Origin of the sequence: Wolbachia endosymbiont of Wuchereria bancrofti, from assembly GCF_002204235.2 — a bacterium.
Lineage (GTDB): Bacteria > Pseudomonadota > Alphaproteobacteria > Rickettsiales > Anaplasmataceae > Wolbachia.
Genome location: NZ_NJBR02000052.1, coordinates 1 through 14,503, shown reverse-complemented (window position 1 = coordinate 14,503; position 14,503 = coordinate 1). Strand labels below are relative to the sequence as shown.

Below are 14,503 nucleotides of genomic sequence, written 5' to 3'. Positions count from 1 at the left end.
ATTAAGTATTTAAAACATAAAAAAACGCTAATGTTTGTAAATAGATATTAACTAGGGCTTCTTTTGTCTTGTTCTTACTTAGTGGATTTCTTAAATTTTGTAGCTGAAGCAATCTAAGAGTACGCAGCGTTACAAAAACTGCCCAAATCTTTTAATTCAAGTTATGCAAGAAATCTATTGTATAATTAAGTACTTTTTTAAATTGTAAAGGCAGGTTATCTTTACATGGCTTGTATCTAATTCGTTTACTTTAAGAGTGTTAATAGGAGTTATCACCGGATTCTCAAGTTTTGTTACCTGCTCTAATCCTTTGTTTATGCTTTAATCTTGATCTAAAATTTTATTGAAGTGCTTGCTCTGCCGATAGCCATTTACTACATCAATTTTTAAACCAGGACTTCGTAACTAAAAGATTCACCAGGTCGGACATTATATTTTTCACTATTGATACTTAAGTGGACCACATTGGCAATATCAAGGGAGGTTATACTTTGCTGCAGATTTTACTTTATCTCAAGGTTATTGTATGTAATATTAATGTTAAGAGCTTTATCTTGATAATAAAAGCCTCTCCTGGTTCTAAATTGAATTCCTTTCCGTTTATACTTATGAAAGAACGCTGATCCATACTCTTTTGTTGCACTTCATTATTTGACATATCTCTTTGAATACCTTCTCTCATGCCACGAGCACTCTCTACACTCCTTTCATCTTTACCTAAAAGTGTTTTTCTAATACTCTCTTAACAAAGTGCTTCAGAAGAACTAACAGCTTGTGACTTAGGCTTTTGTGAAGTTCGAACTCCCGTATTACCGATGACTATGTCTCTGTTTGCACAGAAGTCTCTTTTTATCTACTTTGCTTAAAGTCTTTACCTTCTATTGTGGGCTTCTTCGGAGTGTCTTGGAGTTCTCTGTACTTTTTGGTCCTGCAACTTTTCCACTTCTGAAAATACCCTTGCCTTTACACTGGTGGTCAAGCTTAACAATCCTTTCAAAATCTTGACGTACTTTTTTAGCTGAATAGCTCTTCCGACTTTCAAGCTTCTGATTCAATTCAGCAATGGTCTTTACTTTACCTTTTAATGAAGCTCCTTCTGGAAAAGGACCTGGAGAATACTTAAAAACATCTTTAAAAATTTTCCATACCTTTTTTAGATGTGTTTTTAACCTTAACCATACCTATCTACTAATAAAACATATAATAACTAGTATAATAGCCCATTATGTAAAATAGTTAACACAACTTGCAATTAAAGAGTGTTTCTTTTAAACCATCAAGGGCATCATATTTACATTTTTTTCATTAAAATGTTATTTACTTATTAACTTAAAACACGTAACAATGTAGAAATGAAAAACAGCCCATTAGCAGTAGTATTCGATTGGGACAACACCTTAGTTGACACCCAAGACAATATTTTTAATGCCATCCAGCATACTTTAGACTCAATGGGGCATAGTAATAAAGCTGCTGATAGAAACTCCCATGAGTCAAGAAAAAGCTATATGGTCAATTTATTTGGTGATCAGTGGAAAAAAGCGAATCAGATATACCAACAATACTTAGATAATGCACTATTGCAAAACATTACTCTAAATCAAGGAGTAGAGAAAATGTTGCAGACGTTAAAAAGCCACAATATTTATCTAGCAATAGTAAGTAATAAAAAAAATATTAATTTACGTGAAGAAGTTACCTATTTTAAACTAGATTCTTACTTTAAAAGAGTAGTTGGTTCATGCGATACTGCAGAAGATAAACCATCTGCAATCCCATTATTGTTTGCACTAAAAGAGAGTAGATTGCCTATAGATAGAGAAAACGTGTTTTTCGTTGGCGACAGCATCACGGATATTCTGTGTGCACAAAACGCCAATTGTTTACCTATTATATACGGCCAACCAATAAGTGGTTACGAAGATTTGTTATGTTTTCAACATTTTGATAAACTTACAGATTTCATAATAAAGTATTTGAAAGATAGATGATGAACACTGTTATAGAGATTACCAGTATAAAAAGGCGCTTTTGTGCATATTTAATAGATATGGCAGTTTTATTAATTCCAAACTTATTGATTATACTATTGTTAAAGAATTTTCCATTAATTTTAGATCTATTATATATGTGTATAAATTGCAGTTACTTCACATATTTTATATCTTCAGCAGCTCAGGCAACTCCCGGTCAGCAATTAATGAACATACATACCATAAGCCTAGACGGTTCTAAAATAAACTTGAGTTTAGCATTCGATAGAAGCATTTCTCAATTTTTTCTTCATCTATTAAACAACGTAATAGCTATCCTCATCGAGCTTTTCCAAGAACAAAACGAGTTAGTAAGTGCTTTAATTTTACTGGGAGTAATTATGCTGTTACTCACTATCTGCTGGTATTTGGTTGCTTGCTTCTCTCAGGAAAAACAGACATATCACGATATGCTATTTGATACGATTGTTGTGAAAGGAGCTATCAAATGAATTGATATCATCCTCATTGTTATATAGATTATACTGATAGATTAACTATAAAGATTATCAATGAAGAGGTAGTAAAGCATTTGAACAAATTACTAACCGGTGAGTTGACTTCTGTGCGCCAGTATCTCCCGCATTCTTCAGCTCTCAAAGATCATGGGATTAATAAACTTGCAGAAAAGATGAAAAACGAGCTTAATGAAGAACTTGAGCACGCAAATAAGTTGGCAGAAAGAATTTTATTGCTTAAAGGTGCACTAAACTTTCAAGACATAAATGAGATCTTAAAGTATGATAGGAAATTCATAAAAGATACAATACGGAAAATCTTAGAAGATAACTTAAAATTAGAAAGAGAAGGAATAAAAGACTACAAGGAGGCAATTTCTGTAGCTGAAAAGGAAAGGGATTTTGTCAGTGCAATCTTATTAGAAGAGCTATTGAAAAATGAAGAAGAAGAGCACTTTCCATTGAATTGAAGAGCAGATTAACCTCGTTGAGCTTATAGATGTTGAGAATTACCTAAGAATGCAAACAAATATAAAGTGTTAAAAAAAATAATATTTATTTTAATTATACCTTGCTTACTTCTTTTTTTATTAGGGTTGTGGCAGTTGTTTAGGTTGAACTGGAAGAATAATATTATCCAAAATATGAGTCTTCCAGTTGTTCATTTATTGCCTAATAATGACCTTGCACAATTTAACTACAGGCATGTCAAAATTGATGGGATTCTAAGTGACATAGAACTATATGTCTTTGCAGGGCAGAGCGGCTATCACGTACTGTCTCCCATGCTACTCACTACTGGACGTTATATGCTAGTGAACAAAGGAATAGTCAGAGAAAAAAAAGAGAAAAAAGCAAAAATTGCAAAAGTAGTTGCCGATGGAGTTTTATACTGTGATAGCAGTAAAAGCAAAAGTTGGTTAATTAAGAATGATATTGCTTTGAATACGTGGTTTACTCTAAGTACAGAAGAAATCTCCAATGAATTAGGTATTGAGCTAGAGAAGTGTATACTATGGCAGAAAGGTTTTAGCGGAAAATTAGCTATACAGCCAATGAAGCATCTGGAGTATGCGATAACTTGGTTTGTGCTTTCCTTGATTTGGTTAATTATGTGTATAGCTTATTATAGACAAAACAAATGCCATCTAAGTAACTGATTTTACCTGGTTATAAACTGAGATAACAGAGGAGAGTTAAAGAAATATCATTCATCCATATCACTGCTAATGTCCTTTATCATACTATAATTACCTTTCCTAAACTTACTCTTTAAAGATGCAACTCCACTTTCACTAATTCCACTTAAGCTCAATGCTGCTCCACCTAATTGCAGCCCCATCTCGGATGTCTCAGGAATAATCTTGCTAGCTCCCAGATCTTTATACACCTCTGCATTACTTAGATCTGGTAAACGTATTATAATATTTACATGTGGAAAATTTGTTGCAACCAAAGAAACAATCTTCTTTATAGTAACTTCGTTCTTTATTGAGATCACAAGAGCCTGGGCTCTTCCTATTCCTACCGATTTTAAAATTTCATATCTTGTAGCATCTCCAAGATATATAGGAAAGCTGTCACTCTTTCCTTCCTTAACTATTTTTGATTGAATATCTACAACAACGTAACTTAAATGCTCCGCAGTAAGCATTTTTGTTACCATATATCCTACCCTACCAAACCCAGCAACTATTACATGGTTATAAAGATCTTGTGTATCTGTCTCAACAGCTTCATCATCTAGTATTACTTTTTCAGTGCTAAATGAATTTACTATCCAGTCTCCAAGTCCTGACAAAAGAGGAGTGAAAGCCATAGTTACTGTAGTTACCATCATAAGCACTTGAGCGATTTCGCTTGGCAACACATTTAATTCATCTGCTAAACGAAATAGAATAAATGCAAACTCACCGCCTTGTGCAAGCAGTAACCCAGCTTGTATAGCAGGAGCACGCTTAAACCCAAAGAATCTACACAACATATATATGATAGATGTTTTTAAAATTATCAGGATAATCGACAACAAAGTAATTAGTGGCAACTTATTGAGCAAAAGATCTATATTGATAGACATGCCAACAGTCATGAAAAATAAGCCGAGTAGCAAATCTTTAAACGGCAATACTGCATGTTCTACTGAGTGTCTATGTTCTGTTTCCGCAACTAATAATCCAGCAACAAATGCCCCTAATGCCATTGATAAACGAAATTGCTCAGTAATAAATGCTGCCCCTAATATTATTAAAAGCGTAGTTGATATAAAGACCTCATTACTTTCCATTTTAGCAATAATCGAAAATAAAGGCCTAAGTAACAACCTACCAGTTATAAATATCATTACTAATGCAACAGTTGCTTGTAATAATGAACCTGTTAATGAACTTATCAGGCTATTTTCAGAGTTACCAGTAAGTAGAGGCACTAATACTATTAACGGTACCACTGCAAAATCTTGCATTAATAGCACTGCTATTGATAACCTACCAACTTGACTTGCTTGAGAACCTTTTTCCTGCAGAACTTGTAATACTATTGCTGTTGAGGATAATGCAAGTCCGCCACCAATAACTGCTGCCATGTTTGTATTCACTCCAAAAGCAAGAGCGATGCACCATATTGTTACCATAGTGACTATAACCTGAAGAGAGCCGAACCCAAATACATGAATGCGCATGGCAATAAGGCGTTCAAACGTCAATTCAAGACCTATAATGAACAACAGAAACACTACGCCGAATTCTGCAAAGTTATCCATTGCATTGGCTGAATGTATTAGATTAAAACCATGAGAGCCAATCAATGCACCTGCAACAAAGTAACCAAGCACTGGGCTGATATTCATTTTCCAAAACGCTATGACTATAAAGACAGCAGCGGAGAGTAAAATTATAATATCAAACAAATGCTGAGAACCGCTGTGCATGATATTTAACCTGTAGAATTAGACCATTTAATTGAGCAACCAATACTTGATTTTTGGTTAATGGGAGAATTACCAGTTTCTGCAATAAATTTCATAGCTTGAAATAAATTACTACTCCCTATTTCATAGTTCTGGATTTTTTCTTTTTTTGCATCGTTAAAACGTCCACGATAGCAGAGATTTAAATTAGCATTAAAGCCAAAAAAGTCAGGAGTACAAACAGCACCATATTCTTTAGCTACTTCCTGTTTACTGTCAATCAGATATGGAAATGTAAACTTATTTTCCTTGGCAAAATTAATCATATTTTCAAAGGAATCTTCCGGGCATTCATTTACATCATTTGGCATTATTGCAATAGTATTTACCTGATAATCCTTTTTTAACAAATCAACATCACTTACCAAGTTACTAATAATTGATTGAACGTAAGGACAGTGGTTGCATATAAACATTACAATAAAACCATTTTTTCCACAACAATCACTTAATGTATAGTATTTGTTATCCACCCCCAGAAGATTGAAATTCTTTGCAGTGAAGTCAAAATCTACCTTAGGAGTATTTAGAGTAACCATAGCTTAGAGACCATTACAACTTATAATTTACGATCTTATTACTTAAATGTCAAACAGTTCATGTGTATAATATTTGCGTCCCCTTTTTTAGTATTACAATTAAAACTTATGTTCATAACTTTTGAAGGAATAGACGGCTCTGGTAAAACAATACAGTCTGAGTTGCTTGCAAATTATTTCAAGCAAATTCGCGGTGAAAACAATATGGTATTGACTCGAGAACCAGGTGGCACTGACTTTGCAGAAGAGGCAAGAGGGATACTGCTTAAGGACAGCATCGATCCTGTCTCTGAACTCTTGCTACTCATCTCAATGAGATATGAGCATGTTAAAAAAGTAATACTGCCAGCTCTAAAAAAAGGAAAGATAGTAATTTGTGACCGGTTTATCGATTCAACTATTGCATATCAAGGATACGGACTTGGTGTTGACCTAGAGCTAATACGAGACCTACACAAGTTAGCAAAAATTAAATACCCAGATACCACATTTATCCTAGATATTGATGTTCAAATTGGGCTGAGCAGAGCAAATGATAAAAACAAATATGAAGAGATGAACATTAATTTTTACAATAAGGTTCGAAAAGGATTTCAAGAAATAGCTATAAAGGAGCCTAATAGGTGTAGTATTATAACTGAAATTGAAGCTAAAGATAATAATCAAGTTCATGTTGAAATTGTCAACAAAGTCATTGCAACAAAGCAGGCTTTGCTAGGAAAATGAAAAGTAAGGCCAACTTCAACACCGTTTGTAGAAAATAACCATCTGTCTACACTTAAGTCATTCTCCACACTTAAACTTTCCCTAATTTGCCTTTTCTTTTATCTTTTTCAAATAATGCTGTTTCAAACTTTAAATTGTCAACAATCGCACTAAAACATCTATACCTGATACGTATACTTATATGTTTGTTTATGCAATAATCAATGCCCGCTTTTAATTGATATGCAAGCTCTACTGATGTTTTTCTAAATATTTTCATCTTTGTTGCACCAATTCCAATTCCAACATAAGGAGAAAAAGAAAAACCATCACTTTTCCAATGATGATAAATGTTTGCTATTACAGATTTGCTTTCAACTAGGTTGTAGTCAATAAGAACATAATAAAGAGCTGCTCTTAAACCACCTACTGGTTCTTGAAGTTTTTTTATGTAATATATAGTCATCCCTTCGGTTCCAGGATCAATATTGCTCACTTTATATTAGAAGAATATATTTCTTCTAATTCAGCTTTGTAGTTGCCTATTAAGTAGCCAAATACCATACTTGCAGCAAAAGGTGGACCATAGTTCAGCTATGTTTACCCAGGTGATACAATTCTGCTGGTGTATCTCTACCATCATTGCAAAAATCTGTTGTAATTCTATAATTAGTATCTTCAGATCTTAGTTTTAATTTACCCATGCTGGCAAAAAATTGACTATAATATCTGCCACTCAGATAAAATCCTTCTGTTTCACTTGCACCAGACTGTCGTGACAACAACAAAGCAAGAGTTGTTATTAACAACGTTTTTTATTAATTATTATCATTTCACTATTAAATAAATTATGCTAATCCTACTATTAGCTAGACAAATAAAGAACTTGCAAGCTTACTCAAAGCTGCAGCTATAGGCAATAAAGCAATTTGTTTTTCTACTTTTGAGAATTGGTATTAGTTTAACATTGATTAATTGAAAATTGTTTAATATAACCTGTATGGAAAAGAGTAGAAAAATGGAAGGTATGCTGTAGAGAGCACATTTAGAGAGAGGATTTTCTTACTTTTTCTTTGCTTTCGTTGTCATTTCTAACAATCTTTTTTCCGCTTAATATATCTTTGATTTCATCTCCTGTTAAAGTCTCAAACTCCAGCAGGTTTTCAGCAATAAGTTCCAGATCTTTGCAGCGTTTGGTTAAGATATCCTTTGCCTTTTCATAACATGAAGATACAACTCGTTTTACTTCTTCATCTATAAGTTTCAGAGTGCCCTCAGAAATTATGTCAGAACTATGTACATTTTGTTCACGATTGTGATATACCGGTCCTATTTTGTCACTCATGCCCCATTTTGTTACCATAGCACGTGATAAATCAGACGCTTGTTTTATATCTGAAGATGCACCGCTTGTAATTTTATCATAACCAAAAATTAGCTCTTCTGCCACTCTTCCACCCATGGCAACAGTTATATCTGCTATCATCTTTTCTCTTGTATGGGATACTCTATCTGTTTCTGGCAACCTCATAACTAAGCCTAGAGCTCTACCTCTTGGAATAATAGTTGCCTTATGTATCGGATCCGAGGCAGACATGTTAACAGCAACTATTGCATGACCGGCTTCATGGTACGCAGTAAGTTTTTTTTCCTCCTCTGTCATCATTAGAGACCGTCTTTCTACGCCCATCATCACTTTATCACGTGCATATTCAAAATCATCCATAGTAACAATCTTCTTATTTCTTCTCGCAGCAATGAGCGCAGATTCATTCACTAAATTTGCTAAGTCAGCCCCCGAAAAACCAGGTGTTCCTCTTGCAACTGTTTTCACATTTACATCTGGTGCTATTGATATTTTCTTTATATGTGTATTTAATATCCTCTCACGCCCATTTATATCGGGCAAAGAAATAGTAATCTGTCGGTCAAAACGACCAGGTCTAAGCAGTGCTGGGTCTAAAACATCCGGACGGTTAGTCGCAGCAACTATTATCACACCTTCATTAGACTCAAAGCCATCCATTTCAACTAATAACTGATTTAATGTTTGCTCTCGCTCGTCATTACCACCGCCAAGACCAATACCACGATGCCTACCCACCGCATCTATTTCATCTATAAAAATTATACAAGGAGCGTTTTTCTTGCCTTGATCAAACATATCACGAACACGACTTGCACCAACGCCAACAAACATTTCGACAAAATCAGATCCAGAAATACTAAAAAACGGCACATTAGCTTCACCTGCAATTGCACGAGCAAGCAGGGTTTTACCAGTCCCAGGAGAGCCAATCAAAAGACATCCTTTTGGTATTTTCCCGCCTAACACTTGAAATTTTTGTCTCTGTTTTAGAAAGTCAACGATTTCTACTAACTCTTCTTTTGCTTCATCAATCCCAGCAACATCATCAAATGTCACTTTTTTTCCACTAGTCATAAGCCTAGCTTTTGATTTGCCAAAGCTTATAGTTCTGTTACCTCCTGTTTGCGTTTGTTTTAAAAGGAACAGCAACAAGCCAATAAAGATAAACGTTGGAATCCATTGGATAAGTAATTTACCAATTATGCTCATTGCAGAATCTCCAGTCGAAAAGGAGAACTTCACTTTTTTGTCATGCAAGCCCTTTATCAAGTCACTATATATAAGACCACTTGAGTTAAAGCTTGATCCATCCCTAAACTTGCCTTCAATGCTCTGGTTTTTTATGACAATGTTTTCTATATCATTGTCTTCTAGTTTAGTTAAAAATTCTGAAAAAGGTATGGTTGTTTTACTTTTACCTATATTTCCACTAAACTGAATATAAGCAACAGAAATAAGTACAATAATTACTAACCAAATCAATAAGCCTTCTAAAAACTTTTTCATTGTTACTTCTAACTAAATACCAGCTAATACTACCAAATTTTGTTTTATTGTGCTATCAATAATGCATTGAACCTCATCACCATTGATATTTTGTCCATCATGATTCAGGTGAAGATAAGCTAACACTTTTCCATCTTTTAACACTACAGGTAAAGAATAAAAAACTTCAGGGCAGCAATCATAATCTTTCAAAAATTTAGGAATCTTCTGTGTTTTTTTTAGCGGAGCAATAGTTACTGAACACTCCCGATTTCCAAGTATTGTACAGCTAAATCTGTTATCCCATTCAATAGGAGCATTTAACGGCAAACTTACAGATACTTCCTGTATTTTTGACGATTCTCTAATTATTAAAATACTCTCTCTATATTTTCTTATTTTACATTCAGAAAGTGTGCAATGAACATCATTATCCTTTTGCAGTACTTTATTAAATATTACAATAAGACTGTTATATCTTGGTTTATAGTGTTTACTGCTGATTACCATTATAGAATAAAGAAGAAGCCTCAAAGCTATTTCCTCTGGTAATTTATAAAATTCACTTAGTTTAATTTCGATGTAACCAAGATCATGAACGTTAACACAATCATTAAATGCGAGGCGTGTGTAGTGCATTAAAGCTTTCGTGGCTCTTTTTATATGAAGAGTTGTGAGACATATTCGCTCTGTTAAAATCTCTTGATTACCACTTGCTTTAAGTAAGTTGCGGTATAATGTGCGCTTATACTTTAAATTTTGGTTACTTCTATCTTCAATCCACTTCAACCGATAAAAGTCGGCATATTTTTTTATTCTACTACGGCTAAAACTTAATAATGGTCTCAGTATGCAAACTCCACTTAAAGAGGATTTGTAGTCCATAGATGACAACCCATCCAGACCACTACCGCGTTCAAGTCTCAGTAGAAACGTTTCTGCTTGATCATCTTTGTGATGTGCAATAAATAGATGCTTAACATCGTTATTTTTGCACCATCCTGTTAGCAGCTCGTACCGTGCTTTTCGTGCCTTTGATTGGACATTACCTTTAATATTTTGCTTTTCCCAGTTTAATATAAACGATTTCTTTACTCCAAGTTCTTTTGCATAACTTACAACAAACTCAACTTCCTCCTGGGATTCTGGACGCAATCCGTGATTTACTGCTAATGCTATAGGGGGTAGACATTGTCTTTTTTTCGCCCAACTGGTTATTAAGTGCAATAAAACTATACTGTCTATACCACCTGATACTGCAACTGCAACTTTATTGTTACAGATAGCAAAACCGTCCATTACATCTTGAAATAACGACTCTAATTCCATCTTTTATTCCAGTGTTTAAACACTGGGATCCAGAACTTTCTTAACAACTGAACGCCATAGATATAAGTAACTCAAAATTACCATTATTCCACTACTTGTAAGCTAGATTTCATACTGAGATACCGCGAATAAATCGCGGTATGATGTGGAACTACACTAGCTATAGTTGAAAAAAACTATTTTTTCATTCCAGAAAATGAAAACTCTACCCTACGGTTTTTAGCATGCTCTTTTTCATATTTAGAGTTCTTAGAATCATCTGCTACATAAACCAAAGGTTCAGTTTCACCCTTAGAAGCAGTTTTTATTCTATCTTCTAAGTAAGGTGTACAACTAACCATAAAATTTTTAGCTGCATCTGCCCTTCTAGCACCCAGCGCAACATTGTATTCATAAGAACCACGATTGTCAGTATGACCAATCAAAGTAACTTTCACATCAGGATCATCTTGCAACACTTCCATCACATCAAGTAATGTATCTGCACCTGCTTCACTGATATCAGATTTATCATAATCAAAAAAAACCCTTTTTTCTTTCATCTGTTTAACAACAAAGTTCATTTTATTTATTGCATTCACTCCTCTTTTTGAGCAAGAACTTACACCAGTAAGCAGTAAACAAAAACAGCACATTGCAATCAATCTACTCCACATTACTAAACCTCCATAAATTTTAAAATAGTGCGTAACTTTAATTTTAGTAGTTAATAATCTCTCTATATTGTAATATAGTCAAGAAAAATAAAACACTAAACACCTTTTCTACAGTCTTACAACTAATTTCCTAATAAAATGCTAGATTTTTAGTAGAAAAATCCGGTAAAGGCACAATTTTTTACCGTGCTTCAAGTAAATATACTTTTAACTTTATTATTAATCTATTACGATATTAAACAGATGTTTTCTAAAAAAAATGAACAAATATGAAATCTTACAAATTTCTAGAAGAAGTATTACATAGGTTGAAGAATATTGAGAATACGTTAAAAGTACTAGATCAGAGTCAACTAAACGTAGAAGATAAAGTTGAACAAATGGGTCTTCTAGAAGAAATTAGACATGAGATTATCTCTCACAATATAATAAAAGAATCATTAGCAGAAGCAGGTACTCCTAGTAACAAAAAGAAAGGTGATAGTTGGCAGCTAAAGTTAATAGAGAGGATGCATAAAAGCAACAGTGCTATTCCCATTGACTTAGTAAAATCCTTGTCCAAAGTTAAAATTGAGTGCCAAAATTTACGGAGGTTATCTCAATCTGAACCCAGTAGCTTAGAAAAACTAAAAGAACGCTTTGCTGACTTAGTCAAACTCATTCGTGGAGTAGTTTCTATAAAATCGCAGCAATTAAAATGTTCAAAATATGACTCACTGCTTGCTGACTATGACTCTGATATCACAGAAAAGGATGTAAAAGAAATATTTCCTAAGTTAGGCAAATTTTTCAGCGACAATATAGATAGAATAATTGAAAAGCAGAAGAAATACAAGATTACTAATACACAGAAGATTGCTACTCAAAAGCAGATTGAACTTGGTTCATTATGCTTGCAGCAAATAGGTGTTACGTCACACCATACTTTTTATCACCACCCTATAGATTATGATGAATCTGATTTTTGTTACGGTTTATTTTTACTTTTACGGTACAGTGGTCATGAAATTTATCAAAAATGTTTAGCACAAAACTCTATAAGTAACTCATTTACAAGATACGTTATGTGTGAAACTCAAGGGTTATTTATGGAAAGAATGATTGGAACATCCAGGGAATTTATTGAGTTTATTCAACCATATATAAAAGAGAAGCTCACTATAAAAGGCAAAGTTAATGCAAAGATCAACAGCGTTGAGAATCTGTACTTGATTTTCAATAAAGTGAATCTTTCGTCTCCTTTAAAGAAGGCAGATGAATTTAGTCTATTAGCCCACATTATGTTGAGAACCAAGTTAGAACAGGATATAATAAATGGTACGCTAGAGGTTAAAGACTTGCACGACGCATGGCTAGAAGGTATGGAACATTATAAAATTCCAGTAAAAGCTAAAAATGAACTAGACACTTACTTTCAAGATGAGTATTGGGTGAGCGGAACTATGGGCTATTTTCCCATTAAAATTATAGCTTTAATTATTGCTGTACAGATTTTTTCTTTCATAAAAAAAAATCATTACGAATTTTTGGGTGCTATAATAAAAGGAGATTTTGGGTTACTCATTGGTTGGTTATCTCAAAATGTATGTAGTGCAAAGTGTGGTTTTTTGGATCTGCTGAAAAAAGTAACAGGCAAAGGTTTAGATGTTGAATGCTGTAGTAGCTACTTGTCTGAAAAGTATGATTTATCTCAATAAAATGGTTTTCTTGAGTTGTGCATGAATTTTTTTCAAAAATTAACCGGAAAGTTTTGTAACCTTTTCACTTTCAAAGGTTTATTTGCTAGCGATATTGCTATAGACCTTGGCACTGCAAATACTTTAGTTTATCAAAAAAATCAAGGAATAGTGCTTGATGAGCCTTCGGTTGTAGCAAGAATAAAGGAGAAAGGAAGTTATGTTCCTTATGCTTTTGGTAAAAAAGCTAAAATGATGCTCGGAAAAACGCCAGGAGAAATAGAGGCAATTAGACCACTAAAAGATGGTGTCATTGCCGATTTTAAAAGCGCGGAAGAGATGCTAAAATATTTTATACGCAGTGCAAATACAAAGTTCACTGTCAATAAACCTAACATTATCATATGCGTTCCATCTGGATCCACCCCGGTTGAAAGACGTGCTATACAAGATGCGGCAGAAAGTGCTGGTGCAAATGAAGTATTTTTAATTGAAGAACCAATGGCCGCAGCAATTGGAGCCGGACTTCCGGTTACTGAACCTGAAGGTTCCATGGTTGTTGACATAGGGGGAGGTACAACTGAAGTCGCAATTATTTCTTTAGGTGGAATTGTTTATTCACGTTCTGCTAGGGTAGGTGGCGACATTATGGATGAAGCAATAAGATCATATATTCGTGAAAATCATAAGTTGTTAATTGGTGAGACAACAGCTGAAAAAATCAAGAAAAGCTTAGGTTCAGCAAGCCTGCTGGATGAAAATAATAAAGAATGGATGATGGTCAAAGGCAGGGATCTAGTGAGCGGCATGCCAAAAGAAATGCTTTTATCAGAATATCAAGTCGCAGAGAGTTTAATAGAGCCTGTGCATCAGATAATTTCTGCTATTAAAACAGCACTAGAGAGTACTCCTCCTGAACTTTCCTCTGACATAGTCGATAAAGGAATAGTTTTATCTGGCGGCGGTGGATTGCTACGCAATTTAGGTAAAGTCATAGGTGAAACAACAAAATTACCAGTACATGTTGCAGATGACCCACTTTGTTGCGTTGCCCTGGGCAGTGGTAAGGTGCTCGAAAATATGGATTATTTTAGCCATGTTTTATTTAAGCAAGATTAAGTATGGTAACTGTTTTGAAGGTAGTTCATTGAATCTTTTCGATGAATTGTACAATATAAATTAGATTACAATATCAAGCACACAACTATTATAGCTGTCATTTAAGTAGCTTACAGGATAGATAAAACACAAAAAAACCACTTGACAAGCTTCGCCAGCCTTCTTAGCC

General features: G+C 34.1%; 15 protein-coding genes. 7 read left to right on the top strand and 8 right to left on the bottom strand.

All coding sequences use genetic code 11. The features are described 5' to 3' along the window. Positions 1 to 508: 508 nt before the first annotated feature. On the bottom strand, positions 509 to 682 hold the full coding sequence (locus CCY16_RS05545; RefSeq protein ID WP_179946039.1) for a hypothetical protein: 174 nt from the start codon (positions 680 to 682) through the stop codon (positions 509 to 511). 670 nt (positions 683 to 1,352) lie between these two features. On the opposite strand from CCY16_RS05545, the gene CCY16_RS02900 reads away from it, so the two are divergent. From CCY16_RS02900 to CCY16_RS02885, 4 genes are all read left to right on the top strand, one after another. Further along, entirely contained in the window at positions 1,353 to 1,991 is a 639-nt protein-coding gene (locus tag CCY16_RS02900) for an HAD family hydrolase (RefSeq protein ID WP_088414825.1), read from the top strand. Beyond that, entirely contained in the window at positions 1,991 to 2,485 is a 495-nt protein-coding gene (locus tag CCY16_RS02895) for an RDD family protein (protein WP_088414827.1), read from the top strand. Before CCY16_RS02900 ends, CCY16_RS02895 begins: the two co-directional genes overlap by 1 nt. 80 nt (positions 2,486 to 2,565) lie before the next feature. Next, entirely contained in the window at positions 2,566 to 2,961 is a 396-nt protein-coding gene (locus CCY16_RS02890) for a ferritin-like domain-containing protein (RefSeq protein WP_245800739.1), read from the top strand. Between the two features lie 66 nt (positions 2,962 to 3,027). Continuing rightward, positions 3,028 to 3,651 carry an SURF1 family protein gene (locus tag CCY16_RS02885; protein WP_088414823.1) on the top strand — a complete coding sequence of 208 codons (624 nt, stop codon included), beginning with the start codon at positions 3,028 to 3,030 and terminating at the stop codon, positions 3,649 to 3,651. A gap of 47 nt (positions 3,652 to 3,698) precedes the next feature. On the opposite strand, the gene CCY16_RS02880 is transcribed toward CCY16_RS02885, so the two are convergent. Then, the gene (locus CCY16_RS02880) at positions 3,699 to 5,417 is read right to left on the bottom strand and encodes a monovalent cation:proton antiporter-2 (CPA2) family protein (protein WP_088414821.1); all 1,719 of its coding nucleotides are present in this window, start codon (positions 5,415 to 5,417) and stop codon (positions 3,699 to 3,701) included. Between the two features lie 5 nt (positions 5,418 to 5,422). Beyond that, positions 5,423 to 5,995, bottom strand: coding sequence for a thioredoxin family protein (locus tag CCY16_RS02875; protein ID WP_088414819.1), 573 nt, complete (start codon positions 5,993 to 5,995; stop codon positions 5,423 to 5,425). A 108-nt stretch (positions 5,996 to 6,103) separates the two neighbouring features. Here CCY16_RS02875 and tmk point away from each other — a divergent pair, with 108 nt between their 5' ends. Continuing rightward, the gene (tmk, locus tag CCY16_RS02870; protein WP_088414817.1) at positions 6,104 to 6,721 is read left to right on the top strand and encodes a dTMP kinase; all 618 of its coding nucleotides are present in this window, start codon (positions 6,104 to 6,106) and stop codon (positions 6,719 to 6,721) included. A gap of 70 nt (positions 6,722 to 6,791) precedes the next feature. Here the strand turns inward: tmk and CCY16_RS06170 are convergent, their stop codons facing one another. The 5 genes from CCY16_RS06170 to CCY16_RS02850 all read right to left on the bottom strand — a co-directional run bounded on the left by CCY16_RS06170 (position 6,792) and on the right by CCY16_RS02850 (position 11,539). Next, positions 6,792 to 7,196 (bottom strand): P44/Msp2 family outer membrane protein, encoded by a 405-nt coding sequence (locus CCY16_RS06170; RefSeq protein ID WP_245800738.1) that lies wholly within the window; start codon positions 7,194 to 7,196, stop codon positions 6,792 to 6,794. A 94-nt stretch (positions 7,197 to 7,290) separates the two neighbouring features. Continuing rightward, positions 7,291 to 7,509 (bottom strand): hypothetical protein, encoded by a 219-nt coding sequence (locus CCY16_RS06165; protein WP_245800737.1) that lies wholly within the window; start codon positions 7,507 to 7,509, stop codon positions 7,291 to 7,293. 236 nt (positions 7,510 to 7,745) lie between these two features. Further along, entirely contained in the window at positions 7,746 to 9,575 is a 1,830-nt protein-coding gene (gene ftsH, locus CCY16_RS02860; protein ID WP_088414815.1) for an ATP-dependent zinc metalloprotease FtsH, read from the bottom strand. A gap of 12 nt (positions 9,576 to 9,587) precedes the next feature. Beyond that, on the bottom strand, positions 9,588 to 10,883 hold the full coding sequence (gene tilS, locus CCY16_RS02855) for a tRNA lysidine(34) synthetase TilS (RefSeq protein WP_088414813.1): 1,296 nt from the start codon (positions 10,881 to 10,883) through the stop codon (positions 9,588 to 9,590). Positions 10,884 to 11,059: 176 nt separating this feature from the next. Next, positions 11,060 to 11,539 (bottom strand): OmpA family protein, encoded by a 480-nt coding sequence (locus CCY16_RS02850; RefSeq protein WP_088414811.1) that lies wholly within the window; start codon positions 11,537 to 11,539, stop codon positions 11,060 to 11,062. 269 nt (positions 11,540 to 11,808) lie between these two features. On the opposite strand from CCY16_RS02850, the gene CCY16_RS02845 reads away from it, so the two are divergent. Together CCY16_RS02845 and CCY16_RS02840 are read left to right on the top strand one after the other, a co-directional pair. Continuing rightward, positions 11,809 to 13,236: a gluzincin family metallopeptidase gene (locus tag CCY16_RS02845; protein WP_088414809.1), complete on the top strand. Its 1,428-nt coding sequence runs from the start codon at positions 11,809 to 11,811 to the stop codon at positions 13,234 to 13,236. 21 nt (positions 13,237 to 13,257) lie between these two features. Further along, positions 13,258 to 14,334: a rod shape-determining protein gene (locus CCY16_RS02840; RefSeq protein WP_088414807.1), complete on the top strand. Its 1,077-nt coding sequence runs from the start codon at positions 13,258 to 13,260 to the stop codon at positions 14,332 to 14,334. Positions 14,335 to 14,503: the final 169 nt, after the last annotated feature.